This window comes from Bradyrhizobium sp. Ash2021 (assembly GCF_031202265.1).
Lineage (GTDB): Bacteria > Pseudomonadota > Alphaproteobacteria > Rhizobiales > Xanthobacteraceae > Bradyrhizobium.
This window is the reverse complement of record NZ_CP100604.1, coordinates 2,222,346-2,244,635: the sequence shown is the minus strand read 5'-3', so window position 1 is coordinate 2,244,635 and position 22,290 is coordinate 2,222,346. Positions and strand designations below refer to the sequence as shown.

Here is a 22,290-nt window from a genome sequence, read left to right as displayed (position 1 = left end):
AACCGGGGGTTTTAGTAAAATGGTTCTGGAAGAAGCGATCTCCGCTATCGAGTCATCGGATACGATGGACGAACTCCGCGTGTCGCTGCATCGCATTATTCAGGACTACGGATTTTCGGGCTTCGCCTTCATCGATGCAGGCCGGCCCGAACTCGATCTGCCCTACTACACCGGCACCTATCCGCCGGCCTGGGAACGCGCCTACATCCAGAACGATTTCGTGCACACCGATCCCGCTTTGGCGCGGGTGCGCCGAACCAACACGCCGTTTCACTGGGGCAGCCTGAAACTCCCGGAACGCCAGGGAAGGAAACGGCCTCCCGAAGTGAAGATGATGGACGCAGCCCGAGACCATGGCTTCAAGGAAGGCTTCGTGGTGCCGTTTCACTATCGCGACCGGCTCGGCGCCATCCACTCCAGCTCGACCGTGTTCTTCTGGGAAGACGAGCCACGCTGGTTTCAAAAACTGTTCACCTGCCACCGCAATGAGCTGCATTTGCTGATGATCTACTGGGTGCAGCGGGCGATGGATATCGTCAACCGCGATCAGCGCAACGCGCCGACCATTTTGCGGCCGTCCGACGAGGCGGCGGCGATCCAGCTCACGGCGCGCGAGAAGGAAGTGATGGCCTGGGCCGCGCGCGGCAAGACGGTTGCCGATACCGCGCAGATCCTCGGGATTTCGCCGGAGACCGTCGAAGGCTTCATCAAGCAGGCGCTGCGCAAGCTCGATGCGTCGAACAAGACGCACGGGGTCGCCAAAAGCATCGCGCTCGGGATCATCGACCTGTGAGCCGAGCGTGCCGGTGGAACATTTACAGGTTGGGTTCCAGGCGATTTACGTCCTATGATTGCGAAATCGTGCCATTTCTGGCAACAATAGAGGGAGGTTAGACGGGTGATTGGCATGCGATCGTTTGAAACGATGCGCGGAACGCGTCGATGACGGACAACCCGACCGATGCGCAAACCGACCGGTTGATAAGAGCGCGATTGCGCGAGATCGGGCTTTCGCAAGCCGATCTTGCCGAATTGCTCGACGCGGCGTTTCAGTCGCCGGCGAAGAACGGCGACAGACCGGCCGGGCCCGACGCCGGCCGGCTGGCCGAGGTCGCCGCCGCGCTTGGCCTCCCGGCCCGCCTGGAAAAAGCCGCGCCCTCATCGGCCGAGAGTTGGGGATCGCAGCAATCGCTCCTCGAATTGCGGTTGCTGCGGGCGTTCTGCGAACTGCGCGATCCTCGTGCCCAGCGGATGCTGGTCTATCTCGCCGAGCAGCTTGCGACATGCGCGGGGCGCAGCCCCGGAGATGCGGGCTAGCGCTGCGGTTTCAGGCTGGATCGGGCTTCGCGCATAGTCGCGATGCATCTCCGCCATTGATGAATGGCGAAAATCCGTGTCTGTGACGCAGGCCGGGCGAACCTTCCGGCTTGGCGTCTGTGCCGGGCGGGCCGCGGCGTCATGAACCGGGCCTTTCGCGAATGTCTGCCATCGAACCCGCCTCGCGCAGTGCTGCCGGAAGCTGGATCGCCAACCAGCCTTATCTGCTGCTTTGCATCACCGCGATGTGCTGGGCCGGCAACGCCATCGTCGGCCGCCTTGCCGCAGGACATATTCCCCCGGTAACGCTGTCGTTCCTGCGCTGGTCGCTGGCGTTTCTGCTGATTCTTCCCTTTGCCTGGAAGCATCTGGTGCGCGACTGGGCCGCGATCCGCGGCCGTCTCGGCACCATGATCGTGCTCTCCCTCACCGGGGTCGCCGCCTTCAATACCCTGCAATATTGGGCGCTCGAGCACACCCAGGCGCTGAACACACTGCTGCTGCAGTCCGCCGCACCGCTGATCGTAGCCCTATGGTCGCTGATCCTGCTCGGCATACGGCTGACGCTGGCGCAGGCCTGCGGCGTTCTGCTGTCGCTGGCTGGCGTGCTGGTGATCCTGCTGCATGGCGACCTGACCACGCTGTCGAACATCGCGTTCAACAAGGGCGACCTGATCTTCACCGTGGCGCTGGCGATCTTCGCGCTCTATTCGGTGCTGACGCTGAAGCGCCCGCAGATCCATGGGCTGTCGTTCGTCGGCTTCACCTTCGGCTGCGGCGCGGCGTGCCTGATCCCGCTGTTCATCTGGGAACTATACGCGCGCCCGGTGATGCAGATCGATACCGCTAACCTGCTGACGCTGGCCTATGTCGCGCTGTTTCCCTCGACGCTGGCCTATCTCTGCTTCAATCGCGGCGTGCACCTGATCGGCGCCAACCGCGCCGCGCCGTTCTTTCACGTGGTGCCGGTGTTCGGAACCGTGATGTCGATCGTCTTCCTCGGCGAGCATCCGCAGGCCTTCCATTTCATCGGCTTCGCGCTGGTGCTGACGGGCGTCTTCGCGGCGTCGCGGAAGCCCAAAACCGTCTGATCGGCCGGCTGCTTCGCGGTGACTCATGGCGGCAAATCCGCTATCTCTTGACCCCGCTTCGCAAAGGTCTCGAGATGGCGCGCGCCAGCAATCTGATGATCGGAACCCTGACGCTGGCGTTGATCGCCGGCTCGCTCAGCGGCTGGCTCGGCTATCGGAAATACGCCGGCCTCAAGGGCGAAACGCCGTTTCGGGTGATCTTCGAAGGCTCGGCGTCCGGCGTTCGCAAGGGCAGCAGCGTGAATTTCGCCGGCGTCCGCGTCGGTGAAGTGGTGTCGCTCAAGCTCGATCATCACCGCGTGATCGCGATGACGCGGATCGACAGCAATACGCCGATCCACCGGGATACCCAGGTAGGCCTCGAATTCCAGGGGCTCACCGGCATCGCCGCGATTTCATTCACCGGCGGCTCGGCCGACGCGCCGCCGCCGCCGGCGGGCCCGGACGGCATCCCCGAATTGACCGCCGATCCGGAAGGCACGATGGGCATGCAGGAGAAGATCCGCGTGGTGCTGCGCAACATCGACAAGGTGATCGCCGATAACGAAGTCGCGGTGAAGGATACACTGCAGAATTTCGAGTCGTTCACCGCGCAGCTTTCGAGCAACGGTCAAACAATCACCGACATCATCGACGCCGCCCTATCCGGCGTCGATGCGGCGGACTCAGGCATGACCAAGACAGAAGCTTTCCTGAAGAATCTCGGCAGCGACAAATATGGCGGCGAACTGCTTCCGACCGTGATTTCGCTGCGCGAATTGATCGAGAGTTTTGACAAGAAGTCCGGCGCCCTGATGGCCGACACCCGCAAGATGCTCGGCGACATCAGCCAGTCCATCAACAAGGCCGACCAGAAACTTGGCGGCCGCGGCGGCAGACGCTAACGTGCGCGCTACCGACAAGCAAAAATAACGAAAGCGCCCGACGTGCTCGACAAAACCCTCGACAAAGCCAATGTGACATCCGATCCGCCGGCTATCGTGAATCGCGCCAGGAGCGCGGTTCCGCGCGCCCTGAAGCGCTACCTTTCGCTCGACGATTTCGAGGCGACGGCGCGGCGGCGACTGCCGAAATTCCTGTACGGCTACATCTCGGGCGGCGCCGAGACCGATGCTGCGATGCGCGACAATCGAAAAGCCTTCGACGAATATGGCTTCGTGCCGCGCGTGCTCAACGACGTCTCCGGCCGCGACCAGACCACGACCCTGTTCGGCAAGACCTACGCCTCGCCGTTCGGCATTCCGCCAATGGGCTCGTCGGCGCTGTGCGCCTATCGCGGCGATATCGTGCTGACGCGCGCAGCGGCCGCAACCAGTTTGCCGATGATCCTGAGCGCCTCCTCGCTGATTACGCTCGAGGATGTGCGCCGCGAAAATCCGGCCGCGTGGTATCAGGCCTATCTGGCGGGCCTGCCCGCACGCATCGAACCGCTGGTCGATCGCGTTGCCGCGGCCGGCTACGACACCTTCGTCGTCACCGCCGACGTGCCGGTGCCGCCGAACCGCGAGAACAACATCCGCAACGGCTTTCAGGTGCCGCTCGCGATCACGCCGCAGGTGGCCTGGGATACGGTCACGCACCCGCATTGGCTGTTCGGCACCTGGGCGCGCACGGTGATCAATCACGGCATGCCGCATTTCGAGAACATGGACGCCAAGCGCGGCCCGCCGGTGCTGTCGAAAAACCTGATGCGCAATATCGGCCACCGCGACCAGCTTGCCTGGAAGCATGTCGAACTGATCCGCAAGCGCTGGAACGGCAAGCTCGTGGTCAAGGGCATTGTCTCGCCCGCGGACGCGCGCATCGCGCGCGAGAGCGGCGTCGACGGCGTGATGGTCTCCAACCATGGCGGCCGCCAGCTCGACTACGCGATGTCAGCGTTGCGCACCCTGCCGGAGATCGCCGCGCTTGCCAACGGCATGACGGTGATGCTCGACGGCGGCATCCGCCGCGGCACCGACGTGATCAAGGCGCTGGCGCTCGGCGCCGATTTCGTCTGGGTCGGCCGGCCGTTCCTCTATGCGGCGATCGCCGGCGGCGAAGCAGGCGTGCAGCGCGCCATCAACCTACTCCACGCCGAGATCGACCGCGACCTGGCGCTGCTCGGCATTCGCAGCATCGGCGAGATCACGCCGGATCTGGTGCGGAAGTTTTAGACTCTTCTCCTTCTCCCCGCTTGCGGGGAGAAGGTCGGGATGAGGGGGACTCTCGACGGGCTCGCTGGTCGAGAGTCCCCCTCACCCGAAATTCAAGCTGCGCTTGAATTTCGACCTCTCCCCGCAAGCGGGGCGAGGTGATCGAGCTTCGCGCTATCGTTCAATCGAGGGTAATCCAAATCGCATCGCCCTCACGCATAGCGCGCCGCTCCCATGCAGATGGCGGTCACCGCGAGCAGCGCGGCGGCGAGGCGCTGGGCCGTCGCGATGCGTGAGCGTGCGGCGGCCTCGCCGGCGGTCCCACTGCGCAGGCTTCTGATCGCGCGACCGGCGATCAAGCCTTGCACACCGGCAGCGACCAGCGCGGCGACGGCGCCGATCGCAAGGATTTGCTCGGCCGTGCCAAACGAGCCCTCATGTACCAGATGGCCGAGATAGCCACCGGTCAGGACCGCGATCACCGCCGCCCCCATTTGTGGCCGGAACAGCTGCTCGCCGCCGACACCGCCGGTTCGCGCCAGCGTAAAGCTCGATCCCGCCCAGAACACCGATGACAACACGTGAAGGGACAAGGCTATGATGAGTACGATCTGCATGACACCGCTTTCGAAATGGTCGTTGTAATTAGATATACACAATGTATATTTAATTAGTCAAAAGGATGGCGGATGCGACGACGCGCCTATGTGAGTTCCGTTCGGACCGCGGCCGCGGCGGAAAAGCGCGACCGCGTCATCGAGGCGGCGGCCAGGACGCTGCGCGAGGATGCGAGCATTTCGAGCTTCTCGCTGGACAATGTGGCGAAGGCGGCCGGCGTGACGCGGCTGACGGTCTACAATCAGTTCGGATCGCGGCGGGGATTGCTGGAAGCCGTGTTCGACGACATCGCGCGCCAGGGCGGTCTTGAAGGGATTGCCGACGCGATGGCGATCGCTGACCCGCATGCGGCGCTCGACCGCCTGGTCGAAATCTTCTGCGCCTTCTGGAACAGGGATCCTGCCGTCGGCCGGCTCCATGAAGCCATGGCGACCGATCCCGAATTCGCCGCTGCGCTGATCGACCGCAACGAGCGGCGGCGAAGGGGCGTCCGGGTCCTTGTCGACCGCATCGCCGGAAAAGCCGCATCGCGCCGCGCGCGACAGGATGCCGTCGACACGATCTTTGCGCTGACGAGCTACGCCATGTTCGCGATGCTGAGCCCCGGCCGCTCGGTGGACGACGTCTGCCATCTCGTGCAGTCGGCCTGCCGTGCGGCACTGCAGCCGCTGGCGCGCTGACCTCCCTCGCCCCGCCCTTGCGGGGAGAGGGTTGGGGTGAGGGGCTCTCTCCGCGAATGTTGGTGCCGATTTGTGGACCTGTACCCCCTCACCCGGATCGCCAAGGCGATCCGACCTCTCCCCGCAAGCGGGGAGAGGTGAAGCGATCTGCGTATGTCATCACCCTACCCAATCTTGAACTTGCTGTACGCCTCCGCCGTCGCGATGATCACGTGTTCGGCGCAACCGTTGCGGCGATGCGGGTCGCAGCGGTTTTCGTAATCCGAAGACGTCATCATGTCGATGAAGTCAGCGACGGTCGGGTAATACACCAGCGCGACATAATCCCATTGATTGCCGTCCTGCTCGCCGAGTGCGACCGCCTTGGCGTCGCCGGTCCACAACAGCGTGCCGCCGCGCGCCTTGATCATCGGCACGGTCAGCGCGCTGTAACGCAAATAGGCGTCCCAGCCCGAGCCGTCGCCGTCGAGCGAGCGCGCGTGAAACCGCATCAGGTTCATCATCACGACCTGCCCTTGATGCTCGAGCTCCTTCAGCCCCTTGATATTCAACAGATCCACGCCCATGACGCGCTCCTGACAGCATTCGCGAATTCAGCACATTGTAGCATTGCATGTGCGGGACTTGTCTCGCGACAAAAATCCGGCACAACTCGGCGCAAGACAATGAGCAATCCCGCACCCACGCCACCCGTCCGCGATCCGATCCGGTGGCTCAACAACCAGCCCTATCTGCTGCTCAGCCTGACTTCGCTGTTCTGGGCCGGCAATATCGTACTGGCGCGCCATGTCGGCGACCATTTGCCGCCGATCACGCTGACCACGATCCGCTGGTTCGGCGTCTTCCTGATCCTGCTGCCGTTCGCCTGGCCGCACCTCAAGCGCGACTGGCCGGTTCTGCGCGCCCATCTGCCGCTGATGCTGCTCCTGTCGGCGATCGGTTTTGCCTTCAACAATGCGATTTCCTACTGGGCCATGCAATACACCCAGGCGCTGAACGCGCTTCTGATCCAGTCGTCGGGTCCGCTGTTCGTGGCGCTGTGGTCGCTGATCCTGTTCGGCGTGCGGCTGACCGGCGCCCAGCTCGCCGGCATCGCGATCTCGCTTGCCGGCGTGTTGACCATCCTCCTGCGCGGCGATTTTGGTGCGCTCGCCGGCATCGCCTTCAACAAGGGAGATGTGATGTTCGGCGCCTCGCTGGTGTCGTTCGCGCTCTATTCGGCGCTGATGCCGCGCCGGCCGGTGACGCATCAGCTATCACTGATTTCCTTCACCACCTTTTGCGGTGCGCTGATGCTGCTGCCGTTTGCGGTCTGGGAATATTCGACCTTGGCGGTGCTGAAATTCGATTTCCTGACGCTGGCGACGCTGGCCTATGTGCTGATCTTTCCCTCGACGCTGGCCTATCTGTTCTTCAACCGCGGCATAGCCCTGATCGGCCCGAACCGCGCCGCGCCGTTCTTCCATCTGGTGCCGGTGTTCGGTTCGGCGATGGCGATCCTGCTGCTCGGCGAACAGCCACGGCTGTTTCACCTGTTCGGCTATGCGCTGGTGCTGGCCGGCGTCGTGATCGCGTCAAGACAAGGTTCGGCGAAGGTGCGGATCGATTGATGGGTCTCGGACGCGCAGTTTCGTAGGATGGGTAGAGCGCAGCGAAACCCATCACCTTCAATATGGCGGGTTTCGCTGCGCTCTACCCACCCTACACAGGCACGTTACGCCGCGCGGACCTTGACCAGGAATTCGTCGACCGCGTTGCGCAGCTTGCCGGACTGGTTGTCGAGTTCGCGGGCATTCGAGAGCACTTCGGTTGCCGCCTTGCCGGTGGCGGACGCCGCCGACGTGACGCCGCCGATGTGCGCGCTGATCTCGCTGGACCCTGCCGCGACCGACTGGATATTGCGCGCGATCTCGCGGGTGGCGTCGCCCTGCTGGTCGATCGCGGTCGAGATGCTGACGGTGATCTCGCTCATCTGCGCGATGGTCTCGGTGATGCCGCCGATCGAGGCCACCGCCTCGCTGGTGGAAGCCTGCATCGCCGCCACCTGCGCCGAAATCTCCTCGGTCGCTTTCGCGGTCTGGTTGGCCAGCGCCTTCACTTCGGAGGCCACGACCGCAAAGCCGCGGCCGGATTCGCCGGCGCGCGCCGCTTCGATGGTGGCATTGAGCGCCAGCAGGTTGGTTTGGGCGGCGATCGAGTGGATCAGCTTGACCACCTCGCCGATCTTCTCGGCGCCGGTGGACAGGGCGCCAACGGTGGCATTGGTGCGTTCGGCATCGCCGACCGCCTTGCTGGCGATCTCGCTCGAGCGCGCCACCTGCCGGGAAATCTCGGTCACCGAACTCGAAAGCTCTTCGGCTGCGGCCGCGACCGTTCCGACATTGTTCGACGAACTCTCGGAGGCCGCGCCGACGGTCGCGGCGCGCGCGCTGGCGTCGCTGGCGGTCGCCGTCATCGACTGTGCGGTGGTCTGCATGCCCGCCGCCGCGGTCGACACCGAGCGGACGATGCCGTTGACGCTGCGCTCGAAATCGCCAGCGATATTCTCCATCGCGGTGCGGCGCTCGGCGGCAGCGCGCGCCTGCGTTGCCGCCTCGGTCTCCTCGAGCCCGCGGATCCGCAGCGCGTTGTCCTTGAAGATCTGAACCGTCGCCGCCATCGCGCCGACCTCGTCGCCGCGGCCGAGGCCGGGAATCTCGCCGTCCAGTTTGCCGTCGACCAGCGCCTGCATGCGGCCGCCGAGCATACCGAGCGGCCTTGAGATGCTGCGGCCGATCACCCAGGCAATGCTGCCGGAGATCAAGGCGATGCCGAGAATGGCGAGGCCGAGCAGCCACGCGATCGGCGCCAGCTTGGCATCGAGATCGTCGAGATAGGCGCCGGTGCCGAGATACATGTCCAGGCCGGGGACGGCGACGGCATAGCCGATCTTGCGGATCGGCTTTTCCTGGCCGGGTTTCACATATTCATAGGGCAGGAGGATTTCGCCCCTGGCCTTGACGCCTTCCATCAACTCGCGCGAGAGCATCCGGCCATTGATCACGACGTCCATGCGGTTGGTCCCAACCTGCTTGGGATCGGGCGCCATCATGGTGATGCCGTCATAGGACGTGCCAAAAATGTAGCCGGCACCGTTGTCGTAGGTCATCGCGTTGGCGCGCTTGCTGAATTCGGCGATCGCGGCTTCCTTGGTCATCTGGCCGGCATCGACCTGCTTCTTGTAGCTTGTGCCCAGGTTGCGGACCATTTCGACCATCGACCTGGTCTGGTCGATGCGCGCGTTCAGCATCTCCCGCTGCATCAAATAGCCTGCGAGCGCGCCTGCAATGCAGAGGCCGAGCAGCGTCACACCCACCAAAATGCCGAGTTTGGGGGTGATCTTGAGGTTGGTCAGCTTCACGGGGGGTCTCCGGGAATTGGCGCGCGCGATGCGATTGGTGGATTGATTCACCTCACGCTATCGTGAGACCCTTTAGCGCTTCCTTACGATCGATCTCAGTAGAAGTCCGGACGAGGAAAAACAATCATGGCTTCAAGCAACCGGCGATTGTAGAGAAAGCCGGTGAGGTCGCGTAATAAGATGAGGGCGGCGGCGAACTGCTGCACCAACCAACACCGAAACATCAAATCGGGAGCAGGAAATGTCGAAATTCAGGGTGGTGACGCCGAAAGGCGCGAGCTTCACGGTCGCCGGTGGCGGCTACGGCTATGAAAAGGAGGCGCTCGACCCGATCGGCGCCGAGATCGTCGAGGCGCCGGCCAACGAGGCCGAGTTCATCGCCGCGGCCAAAACCGCCGACGCGATCTACGCCAAGGGCATGCGGATCACGAAAACCGTCATCGACGCTCTGGAAAACTGCAAGGTCATCACGCTCGGCAGCGTCGGCGTCGACAGCGTCGACGTCAAGGCCGCCACCGCGCGCGGCATCCCCGTCACCAACATCCCCGATACTTTCATTGAGGAAGTCGCCGACCACGCCATGATGCTGCTGCTCTCCGGCTTCCGCCGCCTCGTTGAGCAGGACAAGATGGTCCGCACCGGCCGGTGGTCCGAGGGCCGCCCGGCGCTGCTGAAGATCCCGCGGCTGATGGGACAAACGCTCGGCTTCATCTCGTTCGGCCGGGTCGCACGCGCGGTCGCCAAACGCGCCGCACCGTTCGGGCTTCGCATGATGGCCTACGATCCCTTCATCCAGGAGACGCTGATTTCAGACCATGGCGTGATCCCGGCGACCCTGTCGGAGGTGCTGTCGCAGTCCGATTTCCTGTCGATGCATGCGCCGGCGCGGCCGGAGGTGCATCACATGCTCGGCGAAAAGCATTTTCGGCAAATGAAGAAGAGCGCCATCTTCATCAATACCGGCCGCGGCGCCACCGTGGACGAGGAGGCGCTGATCAAGGCCTTGCAGGAAGGCTGGATCGCGCACGCCGCGCTCGACGTGCTGGAGACGGAGCCGCCGTCGCACAACAATCCGATGCTTTCCATGGAAAACGTGACGCTGACCGCCCATGTCGCCTCGGCCTCGGCGCGTTTCGACGAGGCGCGCAAGCGCCGCGTGGGCTACGAATTGTCACTGGTACTGTCAGGCATGTGGCCGGTAAGCTGCGTCAACCCGTCGGTGCTGCAAAACACCTCGCTTCGACGCTGGCAGCCCGTCAGCATGGATCGCGGTCCGAACAGCTAGGGCGTGATGCGTTTCACTTGAAGCGGCGCGGTCCACTTCTCCCTCGCCCCGCTTGCGGGGAGAGGGTCGGGGTGAGGGGGACTCTCCGCAAGTTAAGTGTGTGGAGAGTCCCCCTCACCCGGATTGCACCGGACGATGCTTCGCATCGCCGAGGCAATCCGACCTCTCCCCGCAAGCGGGGCGAGGTGACCCGAACGCCATTACGCTCTAGCGGCCTGACCGCGATCCCGCACTGGCCGCTTCAGCCGGCCGGGGCCATGATCACGGCCTTGTCCTTGGGCCAGCGCACGCGCCAAGCGAATGCGATATCCCTGACCTCGCCCGGCTTGGCCTCGAACGCCCATTCGAGCACGCCGCGTTTGTCGCGCAGATTGGTCGCGGTCGGCGCCGTCGTCGCCGGCAGCATCTCGACCACGATGTCCTCGTTCTCGCTGACCGGCAACTGATCCTCGATCGCAATTTTGATCGGGAAATCATGGCCGTTGCGCACGCTGGTCTTGAACGAACGTTCGTCGGTCTTCGACGTCGTCACGATCAGGCCTGCCGAACCCTCGTTGCGCCTGACGACAGAGCGTTCGATCTTGACCTTGTCGTCGGCGCCGAAGCCGAGCCGCACGGTTTCGTCCTTGCCGGCACCCGCCATCTGGCCGCGGCCGACGAATACGCCGTCGCGATAGATCGCAATCCGGCCCGGCAGCAGCGGCGCGTCCTCGCCTTGCTTGAAACTTGCCTCGAGAAACGCGGTGGGATCCGTGACCGGCACCGCGCGGACCGCGAGTTCGGGCGCAATGGTCGCGGTCGACACAAGCAGGCTCTTGGCGCCCTCGCTGGCGCCGACGCTGACGCGGCCCGAAATTTTGAACATCACCTGGAAGCCGCCGACTTCAGCCACCGCCTGCTGCTCGTCGGCTCGTTTCCCGCCTTGCTCGGGCGCCGCCGACTCCGGCATCGGCGCCGGCATCGCGCGAAGTTTTGCATCCGAGAGCGAGCTCACCGCACCCATCGGCCGCGGCGGTTGCGGATATTGCACGATCAGCGAATTCAGCTCGGGCGCGCTGCCGCCGCGTGCGGTCCGGACGGTGGAAACGGCGAGCGCGACATTCGACCAGTCCTCGCCGGTGCTCTGGGTGATTTCGGCGCGCCGCACCAGTTCGAGCGCGGGCTTGCGGTCCTTCGCGCCGGTGTCGAGCCTTGCGTCGTACAGCGGCGCCCAGCGCGCATTGCGCACGGTGTAGGTCACCCGCAGCGTCGCCCTGGTCGCAGCAGCAGTCGCAAGATCGATCCGGACCTCGAGCTTGCGCGGCGGTTTCTGCGCGCGATCGGATTCCAGCCGCGCGATGTCGCGGTCGATGTCGCGCTGCTTGCGCTCGGCGTCGCGGATCGCGCTGTCGGCGCTTGCGACTTCGTCGGCGACCGCGGCAAAAGCCGCGCGCCATTCGGCGATCGGACGCGCCTCGCCCTTCTCGCCGAGCCCTGCCGGCGAGGTTTCAGCAAATCGCTCGGCAAACTTGCGGCGCGCGGTGGCGGCATTGATCGCACCATCGAGATTGGCGCGCTCGTCCTTCAGCGCTTCGATGCGCTTGTCGAGTTCCGGCAGATTGACCGGCGGCGCCGCGCGCGGCGGCCTGGTGTCGATGGCGCCGATCGTGAGCTTTGCACCCGCCTCGCCCTCGACGCGCAGCGAGGACGGATCCAGCGTCAGCGGAAAATCTTTTGCGACCAGCGTGTTGTCGCCGGACGGAAGATCGAGCGTGATGAGCCGTGTGACGCTGGCGCCATCGGGATAGACTGTGACGGCATCGACCGCCGAGCTGGCGTCGACATCGGCCGCCCACACCGGACCGGCGGCCAAGGCGGCCACAACGACCAGACTGGTCGTGACAAGACTGTTCGCAATCGTTCGCATCAATTCCCTCCCGCAAATCTCTGGCCGCTCCGGTGGCGCCGGACGCGTAAAAGTCGCACCACCACCTGTGATGAGACGTTGCGATCTAGGAACTGGTTCGATTGAGGTAACCGTAAGGCGCCGCCAAGGCAGCGCGGGGGCGCCGGCGGCGCGGAATGACGCGGTCGACAAAACCGTCGGCGGCGGGAAGTAATTCGCCCTCCCCTGGAGGGTGAATTCGCCGCGTCTTAAAACACCAGCGGCTCTAGAATACTAAAGCCTTGGCCTGCTTGACCTGCGGCAGTCCCTGCACCTTGGCAAGCACGTCGGCGGGTACCGCGCCGTCGATTTCGACCAACGCGATGGCGTCACCGCCCTGCTTGTGCCGGCCGAGATGGAAGGTCGCGATGTTGATCTTGGCATCGCCGAGCAGGCTCGCGAACGCGCCGATGAATCCCGGTTTGTCCTCATTGGTGACATAGATCATCGACTTGCCGAACTCGGCATCGACACGGATGCCCTTGATGTCGACCAGCCGCGGCTTGCCGTCGTGATAGACGGTGCCGGACACCGCCCGTTCCTGCCGCTCGGTCGTGACGGCGACCGTGATCAGGCTTTCATAGTCGCTCTGCGCGGCGCGGACGATCTCGTCCACCACCATGCCGCGCTCCTTGGCGACGACCGGCGCCGAGACCACGTTGACCTCGCCCAGCATCGGCCGCAGCAGGCCCGACAGTACCGCCGAGGTGATCGCCTTGATCTTCATCTCGGCGACATGGCCCTCATAGGTGATCTGGACTTTCAGGATTCCGGTTTCGGTGAGCTGGCCGGCGAACGAGCCGAGCTTTTCGGCCAGTGCAATGAACGGCTTCAGCTTCGGCGCCTCTTCGGCCGTGATCGAGGGGAAGTTCACGGCGTTGGAGATCGCGCCGGTCAGAAGATAGTCAGACATCTGCTCGGCGACCTGAAGTGCGACGTTCTCCTGCGCTTCGGTGGTGGCAGCGCCGAGATGCGGCGTGCAGATCACGTTGGGATGGCCGAACAGCACGTTCTTGGTCGCCGGCTCCTCGACGAACACGTCGAAGGCAGCGCCGGCGACATGCTTCGAGTTCAGCGCATCGACCAGCGCCTGCTCGTCGACCAGTCCGCCGCGGGCGCAGTTGACGATGCGCACGCCCGGCTTCATTTTCGCCAGCGCCGCGGCGTCGATGATGTTTTTGGTCTTCTCGGTCAGCGGCGTGTGCAGCGTGATGAAATCGGCGCGCTTGAGCAGGTCGTCGAGCTCGACCTTCTCCACGCCGATATCCTTGGCGCGCTCGGGCGACAGGAACGGATCGAACGCGATCACCTTCATGCGCAGGCCGAGCGCGCGGTCGGCGACGATCGAGCCGATATTGCCGCAGCCGACCACGCCCAGCGTCTTGGCGGTGATCTCGACGCCCATGAAGCGGTTCTTCTCCCACTTGCCGGCCTGCGTCGAGGCGTCGGCCTGCGGAATTTCGCGCGCCAGCGCCAGCATCAGGGTGATGGCATGTTCGGCGGTCGTGATCGAATTGCCGAACGGCGTGTTCATCACGATGATGCCCCTGGCGGTGGCGGCCGGAATCTCGACATTGTCGACGCCGATGCCGGCGCGACCGATCACCTTCAGCTTCTTCGCCTTCTCCAGGATTTTCGCGGTCGCCTTGGTGGCGGAGCGGATCGCAAGCCCGTCATAATCGCCGATGATCTCGGCGAGCTTGTCCTTGTCCTTGCCGAGATTGGGCTGGAAGTCGACCTCGATGCCGCGATCCTTGAAGATCTGCACGGCGGCGGGTGAAAGCGCGTCGGAAATGAGAACTTTGGGTTTGGACATGGGAGCGATCCGTTGATGGACGAATTAATTTGAGATCGTCACCCGCGGGCGAAAGTGCGAAGCACGTCTTCGCACTAGAGACCCGCGGGTCCATCTTTTTTAGATGGATGGCCGGGTCAAGCCCGGCCATGACGATGATGAGATGACGCTACTTACGCCGCTTTCGCGAGCGACGACTTCATCTCGGCAAAAGCCCAGTCGATCCACTGCGTCAGCAGCGCGACGTCCCTGGCTTCCACGGTGGCGCCGCACCAGATCCGCAAGCCCGCCGGTGCATCGCGGTAATGCGCGAAATCGTAACCGGCGCCTTCCTTCTCCACGAGCGCGACCAGCTTCTTGGAGAAATCCGCCTGCGCGTCGGCGGAGAGCGACGTGATCGCGGGATCGATCACCTTCATGCACACCGAGGTGTTGGACCGGATCGCCGGATCTTTCGCCAGGAAATCGATCCACGGCGTCTTCGCCTTCCAGTCGGCCAGCACCTTGGTGTTGGCGTCGGCGCGCGCGATCAGGGCCTTGAGGCCGCCGATCGTTTTCCCCCAGTGCAGCGCATCGAGATAGTCTTCGACGCACAGCATCGACGGCGTGTTGATGGTCTCGCCCTCGAAAATGCCTTCGTTGAGCTTGCCGCCCTTGGTCATGCGGAAGATCTTTGGCAGCGGCCAGGCCGGCTTGTAGCTCTCGAGCCGCGCGACCGCGCGGGGCGACAGCACCAGCATGCCGTGACCGGCCTCGCCGCCCAGCGCCTTCTGCCAGGAGAACGTGACGACATCGAGTTTTTGCCAGTCGAGGGCTTGCGCGAACGCGGCGGAAGTCGCGTCGCAAATGGTGAGGCCTTCGCGGGTGGCACTGATCCAGTCAGCATTGGGGACGCGGACGCCCGAGGTGGTGCCGTTCCAGGTGAAGACAACGTCGGACGCCTGATCGACCTTGCTGAGATCTGGAATCTCGCCATAGCCGGCATGCAGCTTGGTGACGTCCTTGAGCTTCAGTTCCTTGACGATATCGCTGACCCAGCCCTCGCCGAAGGATTCCCAGGCGATGGTGGTGACGGGCCGCGCGCCGAGCAGCGACCACAGCGCCATCTCGACCGCGCCGGTATCGGAGGCCGGCACGATGCCTATTCTGTAATCGGCGGGCACTTCAAGCACTTCGCGCGTCAGGTCGATCGCGAGCTTGAGCTTCGCTTTACCGATCTTCGCGCGATGCGAACGGCCAAGGGCTGCGTCTTTGAGATTTTCGGGGGTCCAGCCGGGGCGCTTGGCACAGGGGCCGGAGGAGAAATGCGGCACATTGGGCCGCGAAGCGGGCTTCGCTACAGTCATAATCTATCCTTCCAGATAGTAAGCCTCCCGTTGGGGGGAGGTGTCCCGCCGCGGTGCATAAGGGAAACGACTGGAGTCGTCAAGGAGCTTCGGAGGGATCCGGTACGCCCCGGAAATCAGTGTGATCTCTGGGGATCGGACATGACCCGGGGATCACAACGGGTTGATGCGGCGCCGCTGACCTGCGGCACCGGCCGCGCTAGAGAGCGAGAACTACCTCAAGGATTTGCCGAAGCCGCCGCGCAACTTTGTGCGCGGACCAAGCTTCAGAATCTCAAGGTCATGCCGACATGGCTTCGCCCGAATCCGAGCCGCTCGTAAAACCGTTGCGCATCGACGCGGGTCTGGTGGGTGAGCAGTTCGACCAGCTTGCAGCCTTTGGCGCGCGCCTCGGCGACGGCCCATTGCAGCAGCTGTTCGCCGATGCCGCGGCTGCGGCAATGGCTGGCGACGCGAACGTCCTCGATCAGCGCGCGCGAGGCGCCCTGCGAGCTCAGTCCCGGCAGGATGCAGAGCTGCAGGCAGCCGACCACGGCCCCCTCGCCGTCCACGGCGACCATGAGCTGGAGGTTCGGATCGCGCTCGACCGTCTCGAACGCCTCGAAATAGCAATCCGGCAGCGGATCTTCGAGCCGCTCCCGCGCGCCGCCGAGCCGATCGTCCGCCAGCATTTTGACGATGATGCCGACGTCGTCGCGGCGGGCGCGGCGGATGGTGACCTGCGAGATCGGTGTCATGAAATTTTCCGGTAAGATTCAGCGGGCGGGCGGCAGCCCGAGCGATTTCTCGGTCTCGCCGATCCAGCGGCGCACCGCGGCATAGCCGTCGAGATGAAAGCCGCCTTCATGCGCCACCCGCGTATAGGCCAGCAGCGAAATGTCGGCGAGCGAAATCGCGTTTCCGACCAGGAACGGCGTGATGGCGAGCTGGTGCTCCATCCGCGCCAGCGCCGCGTAGCCGCGCTTGACCTTGTCCGGATCGAGATCGGAGGCCGGCCGGCCGAGATAGAGCATCTGGAAACGGCAGACGGCGATATAGGGCTCATGGCTGTATTGTTCCCAGAACAGCCACTCGTCCATCCTGGCCTGCGCGAAGTCATCGGCGGGAATGAGATCGCTGCCGCGCGCGAGATATCGAATGATGGCGTTGGACTGCGCCAGCGTGCGGCCGTCCTCGAAATCGACGGTCGGCACCTGCCCCGCGCTGTTGAGCTTGAGAAACTCGGCGGTGCGCGTCTCGCGCTTCAACGTATCGACGGCAATCCAGCTATAGGGCAGCGCGAGCTTGTCGCAGACCCATTTCACTTTCAGGCAATTGCCCGAATTGGTATCGCCGTAGATTTTCATCGATCGCACGCTCCCGGGCGGGAGCGGCATCGGACCAGCCGCGTTATTCCCTGTCAAGCCGATACAGGCCGCAGGTCAGAACCTGTAGCCGAGGCCTGCACGGACCGTGTTTACGCTGGTGTCGACGCTGGAAGTGAAGCGGACGTACTCCCATTCGGCGCGCATGAAGAGGCCGCCAATCACGTTCACGTCGACGCCGAGGCCGGCGGAGTAGCCGTAGACGAGGTGATTATGCACGGCATCCGTCGCATTCAATGTCGCCAGCGCGGTGAAGGGCCCGGATATGGTGCGGCTGACCGCGTCGTGGACGGTGACCGAATGCGAGATGTCGGCATTGCCGAGCGCTACTCCGCCGAACAGATAGGGCAGGAAGCAACCCCATGCATAAGCGGCGCGAGCGCGGAGCGTCGCCATGTCAGAAACCGAGATCGACGCCGATGAGTCGACCGCAACACTGTGGAAGAAGCCGTCTGATAATGCGCTGCCGCTGACGAGAGCCTTGGTCGCGTGATTTGTACCGCCGAACGTGCCGTGCAGGTAGCTCCCCTCCAGGCCGATGACGACGTCGTCCCATTGCCAATTATAGCCGGTAAAGCCGCCGTACCCCGACGAACGCGCCGATTGCTTCGCGAGACCGAGATTCCATTGCGAGACCTGCATCTCCTGGATCACGTTGTGATCGAGCAGGGCTGCCAGCATGTTCGCGTTCGAACCGGCGAAGTTTTCGTCGGACGATCCGTAACCGCCCTGTCCGCCGATATAGAAGCCCTGCCAGTTGACCTTGCTCGAGGTCAGCCCGTCGGTGTAGCTCCCGCGCAGAATCGGAAGATCGGAGAGATCGGCGGCGCGCGCGCCGGTCACCGCCCCGAACATCATCGCCGCCAGCAGAAATCTACGCATCGCAACACTCCATCGGACTCTCTGAACTCGGCGCTGATCATCGCTCGTTAACCTTAACCAATCGTTGTCGCAGGCTTCGATTGGCGCGATGTTGTTGCAAAACCGGCGCGCCACTTCGCGCGAGCGCCTCGCGCCGGATCGCCGGCCGCGGCAAAAGCAAACGGCGCGGGAAAATCCCGCGCCGTCGGCGATCGTTAACAGATGAAAGGCTGGATTAACCTTTGCGCACCAGCGGCGGCGCGTAGACCGGCTGAGGGCTGTCGAGATTCCAGCGCACGCCGAGCTTCAGGTCATGCGAGGTGATGTTCTTGAACGTCGTCGGGTTGTTGACGTTGTTGGTGCCGTCGAAGGTACGCAGATCGCCCGTCAGACCGTCACCCATGTCGAGATAGCGATACGCGAGTTCGACGGTGAAGTTCGGTGTGACCTTGTAAGCGAGACCGGCATGGACCGCCCAGGCAAAATTCCACTTCGAGACGTTGTCGCCGAAGGCGAGGCCCGGCAGCGCACCGCCGCCGAGGTTAGTGATGCCAGCATCGGTGAAGTTGTTGATCGAGACCCGCGCGCCGCCGACGCCGGCGCCGATGAACGGGGTCACGCACCACCATGTGCCGAGATCGACATAGGCGTTGGCGAGCACGACCCACTCGTTCTTGGTAGCGTGGTAGGTGTCGGTGCCGACGCCGCCGGGGAAGGTAATGTGGTCGCTGCCTAAGAACTGGGAATTGCCGCGGTATTCACCGGTGACGTCGGCGCGGAACCAGTTGTTGACCTTGTAACCGACGCCGAGGCCGAAGATGCCGGCGGTGTTGAAGCCGAGGTTTTGCACCGACGAGGTGTTGCCGGCGTCGAGCACGTTGTTCAGGCGATCGACGCGCTGATTGCTGAAGCCGATATCGCCGCGCAGATACCAACCGCCGAAGTCTTCGACGACCGGCGGCGCATAAGGAACTGCGATCGGCATGTCGGCTGCAAACGCGACCGACGACAACAGGGATGCCGCGCCAGCGGCTATGAGGAACTTAACGCTACGCATTGGCTTTGTCCTTTTGGCCGGTGAGGCAGACAAAGCCTCACATCGAAAAATCCACGGCCGGACGATGGCACTAAATGTTTAAGCGGCACTTAACCCTAATTTTTAAGGTTGATAATCCGTGAGGATTTTTTCGCGCGATGCGTTTGCGCCGCGGAATTGATGCATTTTGCAGCACGCAAAATGCCGAAACCGCCATACATCCTAACGATGTGTTGATAAAATATAGCCCGTAACGAAGGAGAGCCCGCGCCGGCGCGCGGGCTTAACGCAGGGATTTGGGCATCTTCGGCAGGAACACCGCGAGCAGCCCGAGCGCCGGCAGGAAGGCGCAGATCTGATACACGAAGGCGATGCCGGTGTGGTCGGCGAGCTTGCCGAGCACCGCCGCCCCCAATCCGCCGATGCCGAAGGCGACGCCGAAGAACACCCCGGAGATCATGCCGAAGCGGTGCGGCATCAGTTCCTGCGCAAACACGATGATCGATGACGTCGCCGACGACAGGATCAGGCCGATGAACACGGTGAGCACCGCGCCGGTGAACAAGCCGGCATAGGGCAGCGCCAGCGTGAACGGCAGCGCGCCGAGGATCGAGAACCAGATGACGTATTTGCGGCCGAACCGGTCGCCGAGCGGGCCGCCGAAGAACGCGCCCGCCGCGTTGGCGGCGAGGAAGACGAACAGATAGAGCTGGGCGGCCTGGGTCGAGACGCCGAACTTGTCGATCAGGTAGAAGATGTAATAGCTCGACAGGCTCGACACGTAGAGCTGCTTGGAGAACAGCAGCGCGACCAGCACGATGAGCGCGGTTCTGACCCGCCGCTGGTCCGGTGCGTCCGGATGCCGCTCGACCGTCGCAAGCTTCCGGGTCGCGATCTGCGGCCGGTACCAGACGCCGATCCGCCACAGGATGACGATCGCCAGGAACGCGATCGATGAAAACCAGGCGATCGAGGGCTGGCCGAACGGCACCACGATCAATGCCGCCAGCACCGGCCCCATCGAGGTGCCGAAGCTGCCGCCGAGCTGGAACACCGATTGCGCGAAACCATAGCGCCCGCCCGAAGCAAGGCGGGCGATCCGCGCCGACTCCGGATGGAACACCGCCGACCCCAGTCCGACCAACGCCGCCGCGATCAGGATGACGCCGTAGGCGTGCGCGACGCTCAGCAGTAGCAGGCCGAAAAACGTGAAGCCCATGCCGATGGCGAGCGAAAACGGCTGCGCCTTCTTGTCGGTGAAATGCCCGACCACCGGCTGCAGCAGCGATGCCGTGAACTGGAACGCCAGCGTGATCAAGCCGATCTGCGCGAAGTCCAGCGCGTAACTGTCCTTCAGGATCGGATAGACCGACGCGATCAGCGACTGCATGGTGTCGTTGAGGAAATGCGAAAAACTGATTCCCGCCAGCACGACATAGGCCGGCCCCGCCGCGGCCGCCTTGACGGCGAAACCGGGCGTCACGTCCGGCACCTGCACGACCGGTGCTGCCTCGGAGACGACGACGGGCTTGTTCACGGCAATATTCCCGGGAAGATTCGACAGCGGGACATATTTCCTACGCCGCAGGCGCGGCTGCGACCAGCACCATTAGCCGATGGCAGCGATGCGCTCAGGCCGCCGCGGCCTGGCCGAGCGCCGAGACGATGTGGTCGACCACTTCCTCGACCAGGATGCGGTCGTCGCCCTCACCCATCACGCGGATCACGGGCTCGGTGCCGGACGAGCGGACCAGGAGCCGGCCATGGCCGTTGAGCCGATTTTCGCCGTCGACAATCGCCGACTTCACTTCGGCATCGTCGAGCGGCTTGCCGCTGCGATAGCGCACGTTCTTCAGAATCTGCGGCAATGGATCGAAGCGATGACAGACCTCCGATACCGGGCGGCGGAGTTTTTGCACCACCGCAAGCACCTGCAGCGCGGCCACGAAGCCATCGCCGGTGGTGGTATAGTCCGACAAAATAATGTGACCCGACGGTTCGCCGCCGAGATTGTAGCCGCCGCTCAACATCTGCTCGAGCACATAGCGGTCGCCGACCGGCGTGCGCACCATCTCGATGCCGTGCCCTTGCAGGAAACGCTCAAGCCCGAGATTCGACATCACGGTGGAGACAACCCCCGGCCGCGAGAGCCGGCCGTCTTCCTTCCAGCTTTGCGCGATCACCGCGAGCAACTGGTCGCCATCCACCACATGCCCGCGCTCATCGACGAGGATGACGCGATCGGCGTCGCCGTCGAGCGCGATGCCGATGTCGGCGCGCATCTCGCGCACCTTGCGGCTCAGCGCCTCCGGCGAGGTCGATCCGCATTCCTTGTTGATGTTGAATCCGTCCGGCTCAACCCCGATGGCGACGACATCCGCGCCGAGCTCCCACAGCGCTTCCGGCACCACCTTGTAGGCCGCGCCGTGCGCGCAATCGATCACCACGCGCAGGCCGTCGAGGCTGAGGTCGCGCGGCAGCGTGCGCTTGGCGAATTCGATGTAGCGGTCGTGGACGCCGTCGATGCGGCGGGCGCGCCCGAGGCTCGCGCTTTGCGACAGGCGGCGGGCGATCGGCTCGTCGAGCAGCTGCTCGATCTGCCGCTCGACGTCGTCGGACAATTTAAAGCCCTGCGGACCGAACAGCTTGATGCCGTTGTCCTCGAACAGATTGTGGGAGGCGGAAATCATCACGCCGAGATCGGCGCGCATCGACTTGGTCAGCATCGCAACCGCCGGCGTCGGCATCGGGCCGAGCAGCAGCACGTCCATGCCGACCGAGGTGAAGCCGGCAACCATCGCGTATTCGATCATGTAGCCGGAGAGGCGCGTATCCTTGCCGATCACGACACGATGGCGATGGTCGCCGCGTTGAAACACCAGCCCTGCCGCCTGCCCCACCTTGAGCGCGAGCTCCGGCGTGATCAGCCCATTGGCACGGCCCCGAATCCCGTCGGTACCGAAATATTTGCGGCTCATGTATCCCCCAAGCTTCAAGACTTCCCAAGCCGTCCCGGCAAGAAGCCTCGAATGCCCACCATCATAGCGTGCAGAGGCCTTATAGTCCCTCAGGCGCTAAAATGACTTCAAAAAATATGATGAATCATTACCGCCTGAAAATGGCAAGGTTTGCACCTAACCCATTGTAAAATAAGGAATTACTATCGGAAACCCGCGCTGCGGCGAGCCGTCGCGGGCATCTACCCCTCAAGTACTACCCCCGGCGCTTGACGTGATGGTCGCCCTTCGACGGCGGCGGCTGGGTGACATTGACAGGGTCCGAGCCCGGAAAAGTCTCCTCCAGCCCCTCCTCCAGGGCGTCGTCCAGCTGGCGCTTTTCGGCGTCCTTTTCAGTTTCCTTTCGGGCTCCCTTGGCGGCTTTGGAAACGGAAATTGGTCCGGTCATTGGATGTCCTCCCGGCTTGCAAGGCTACGCAAG

21 protein-coding genes are annotated in these 22,290 nt (G+C 63.8%); 8 read left to right on the top strand and 13 right to left on the bottom strand.

All coding sequences use genetic code 11. The features are described 5' to 3' along the window. The first annotated feature begins 19 nt into the window (after window positions 1-19). The 5 genes from NL528_RS10855 (at window position 20) to NL528_RS10835 (ending at window position 4,564) form a co-directional block, all read left to right on the top strand. Entirely contained in the window at window positions 20-793 is a 774-nt protein-coding gene (locus NL528_RS10855) for a LuxR family transcriptional regulator (protein WP_309182680.1), read from the top strand. 149 nt (window positions 794-942) lie between these two features. Beyond that, entirely contained in the window at window positions 943-1,317 is a 375-nt protein-coding gene (locus NL528_RS10850; RefSeq protein WP_309182679.1) for a hypothetical protein, read from the top strand. A gap of 161 nt (window positions 1,318-1,478) precedes the next feature. Continuing rightward, on the top strand, window positions 1,479-2,408 hold the full coding sequence (locus tag NL528_RS10845; protein WP_309182678.1) for a DMT family transporter: 930 nt from the start codon (window positions 1,479-1,481) through the stop codon (window positions 2,406-2,408). Between the two features lie 47 nt (window positions 2,409-2,455). Beyond that, the gene (locus NL528_RS10840) at window positions 2,456-3,292 is read left to right on the top strand and encodes an MlaD family protein (protein WP_309182677.1); all 837 of its coding nucleotides are present in this window, start codon (window positions 2,456-2,458) and stop codon (window positions 3,290-3,292) included. A 93-nt stretch (window positions 3,293-3,385) separates the two neighbouring features. Next, the gene (locus tag NL528_RS10835; RefSeq protein WP_375144049.1) at window positions 3,386-4,564 is read left to right on the top strand and encodes an alpha-hydroxy-acid oxidizing protein; all 1,179 of its coding nucleotides are present in this window, start codon (window positions 3,386-3,388) and stop codon (window positions 4,562-4,564) included. 191 nt (window positions 4,565-4,755) lie between these two features. Here the strand turns inward: NL528_RS10835 and NL528_RS10830 are convergent, their stop codons facing one another. After that, window positions 4,756-5,160 carry a hypothetical protein gene (locus NL528_RS10830; RefSeq protein WP_309182675.1) on the bottom strand — a complete coding sequence of 135 codons (405 nt, stop codon included), beginning with the start codon at window positions 5,158-5,160 and terminating at the stop codon, window positions 4,756-4,758. A 72-nt stretch (window positions 5,161-5,232) separates the two neighbouring features. Here NL528_RS10830 and NL528_RS10825 point away from each other — a divergent pair, with 72 nt between their 5' ends. After that, window positions 5,233-5,841 (top strand): TetR/AcrR family transcriptional regulator, encoded by a 609-nt coding sequence (locus NL528_RS10825; protein WP_309182674.1) that lies wholly within the window; start codon window positions 5,233-5,235, stop codon window positions 5,839-5,841. Between the two features lie 164 nt (window positions 5,842-6,005). Here NL528_RS10825 and NL528_RS10820 read toward each other — a convergent pair whose 3' ends face one another. Then, window positions 6,006-6,407, bottom strand: coding sequence for a DUF1330 domain-containing protein (locus tag NL528_RS10820; protein WP_309182673.1), 402 nt, complete (start codon window positions 6,405-6,407; stop codon window positions 6,006-6,008). 99 nt (window positions 6,408-6,506) lie between these two features. Between NL528_RS10820 and NL528_RS10815 the strand changes: the two genes are divergently transcribed. Continuing rightward, window positions 6,507-7,451: a DMT family transporter gene (locus NL528_RS10815; RefSeq protein WP_309182672.1), complete on the top strand. Its 945-nt coding sequence runs from the start codon at window positions 6,507-6,509 to the stop codon at window positions 7,449-7,451. 104 nt (window positions 7,452-7,555) lie between these two features. On the opposite strand, the gene NL528_RS10810 is transcribed toward NL528_RS10815, so the two are convergent. Further along, the gene (locus NL528_RS10810; RefSeq protein WP_309182671.1) at window positions 7,556-9,241 is read right to left on the bottom strand and encodes a methyl-accepting chemotaxis protein; all 1,686 of its coding nucleotides are present in this window, start codon (window positions 9,239-9,241) and stop codon (window positions 7,556-7,558) included. 241 nt (window positions 9,242-9,482) lie between these two features. Between NL528_RS10810 and NL528_RS10805 the strand changes: the two genes are divergently transcribed. Further along, window positions 9,483-10,526 carry a C-terminal binding protein gene (locus NL528_RS10805; protein WP_309182670.1) on the top strand — a complete coding sequence of 348 codons (1,044 nt, stop codon included), beginning with the start codon at window positions 9,483-9,485 and terminating at the stop codon, window positions 10,524-10,526. Window positions 10,527-10,767: 241 nt separating this feature from the next. Here NL528_RS10805 and NL528_RS10800 read toward each other — a convergent pair whose 3' ends face one another. The 10 genes from NL528_RS10800 to NL528_RS10755 form a co-directional block, all read right to left on the bottom strand. Beyond that, a complete protein-coding gene (locus NL528_RS10800) occupies window positions 10,768-12,432 on the bottom strand; it encodes a mucoidy inhibitor MuiA family protein (protein ID WP_309182669.1) in 1,665 nt (554 codons plus the stop codon). A 244-nt stretch (window positions 12,433-12,676) separates the two neighbouring features. Beyond that, a complete protein-coding gene (gene serA, locus NL528_RS10795) occupies window positions 12,677-14,266 on the bottom strand; it encodes a phosphoglycerate dehydrogenase (RefSeq protein ID WP_309182668.1) in 1,590 nt (529 codons plus the stop codon). 152 nt (window positions 14,267-14,418) lie between these two features. Next, complete coding sequence (locus NL528_RS10790) at window positions 14,419-15,591, bottom strand: phosphoserine transaminase (RefSeq protein WP_309182667.1); 1,173 nt, start codon at window positions 15,589-15,591, stop codon at window positions 14,419-14,421. Between the two features lie 266 nt (window positions 15,592-15,857). Next, on the bottom strand, window positions 15,858-16,328 hold the full coding sequence (locus NL528_RS10785) for a GNAT family N-acetyltransferase (protein WP_309182666.1): 471 nt from the start codon (window positions 16,326-16,328) through the stop codon (window positions 15,858-15,860). An 18-nt stretch (window positions 16,329-16,346) separates the two neighbouring features. Then, the gene (locus NL528_RS10780; RefSeq protein ID WP_074280181.1) at window positions 16,347-16,937 is read right to left on the bottom strand and encodes a glutathione S-transferase family protein; all 591 of its coding nucleotides are present in this window, start codon (window positions 16,935-16,937) and stop codon (window positions 16,347-16,349) included. Window positions 16,938-17,012: 75 nt separating this feature from the next. Further along, window positions 17,013-17,837, bottom strand: coding sequence for an outer membrane beta-barrel protein (locus tag NL528_RS10775; RefSeq protein ID WP_309182665.1), 825 nt, complete (start codon window positions 17,835-17,837; stop codon window positions 17,013-17,015). Window positions 17,838-18,051: 214 nt separating this feature from the next. Then, window positions 18,052-18,873: a porin family protein gene (locus NL528_RS10770; RefSeq protein ID WP_309182664.1), complete on the bottom strand. Its 822-nt coding sequence runs from the start codon at window positions 18,871-18,873 to the stop codon at window positions 18,052-18,054. 262 nt (window positions 18,874-19,135) lie between these two features. Beyond that, window positions 19,136-20,389 carry an MFS transporter gene (locus NL528_RS10765; RefSeq protein WP_309182663.1) on the bottom strand — a complete coding sequence of 418 codons (1,254 nt, stop codon included), beginning with the start codon at window positions 20,387-20,389 and terminating at the stop codon, window positions 19,136-19,138. A 94-nt stretch (window positions 20,390-20,483) separates the two neighbouring features. After that, the gene (gene glmM, locus NL528_RS10760; RefSeq protein WP_309182662.1) at window positions 20,484-21,830 is read right to left on the bottom strand and encodes a phosphoglucosamine mutase; all 1,347 of its coding nucleotides are present in this window, start codon (window positions 21,828-21,830) and stop codon (window positions 20,484-20,486) included. A gap of 235 nt (window positions 21,831-22,065) precedes the next feature. Further along, a complete protein-coding gene (locus NL528_RS10755) occupies window positions 22,066-22,257 on the bottom strand; it encodes a hypothetical protein (RefSeq protein ID WP_309182661.1) in 192 nt (63 codons plus the stop codon). Window positions 22,258-22,290 lie beyond the last annotated feature (33 nt).